The following is a 267-nucleotide window of genomic DNA, read 5'->3' as shown; positions in this document are numbered from 1 at the left end:
CCACTTTTAGTTGAGATCTTAATGCACATGTGTAATACTAATGTGACAACTTTTAAGTCATATAAGACTGGTCAGCCTAACATGATGTTAAAAGCTAAAGGGGCATCAATCACTAAGGATTATGCCATTAATGTTATGCTTATTGGAGCTTGTCCCACTTTAAGTGGTAGGCAAATTTGTCCTAGCGGTGCTACACTCTGCCACCTTGAGCTTCTTCAGCAACACAATACACTAGCCAGGACATATTGACTGTTGGAAATGGTAAGA

General features: G+C 39.3%; 1 protein-coding gene. It reads left to right on the top strand.

Translation table 11 applies throughout. The features are described from left to right. Positions 1-249, top strand: a 249-nt coding sequence (locus KVT45_RS55395) for a hypothetical protein (RefSeq protein WP_217562727.1), incomplete at its 5' end; no start/stop codon positions are given. Between the last annotated feature and the right edge of the window lie 18 nt (positions 250-267).

This window comes from Streptomyces sp. GbtcB6, from assembly GCF_019091475.1.
GTDB lineage: Bacteria > Actinomycetota > Actinomycetes > Streptomycetales > Streptomycetaceae > Streptomyces > Streptomyces hyaluromycini.
The sequence above is the reverse complement of the archived record's forward strand: the minus strand, read 5'-3'. Positions and strand labels throughout refer to the sequence as shown.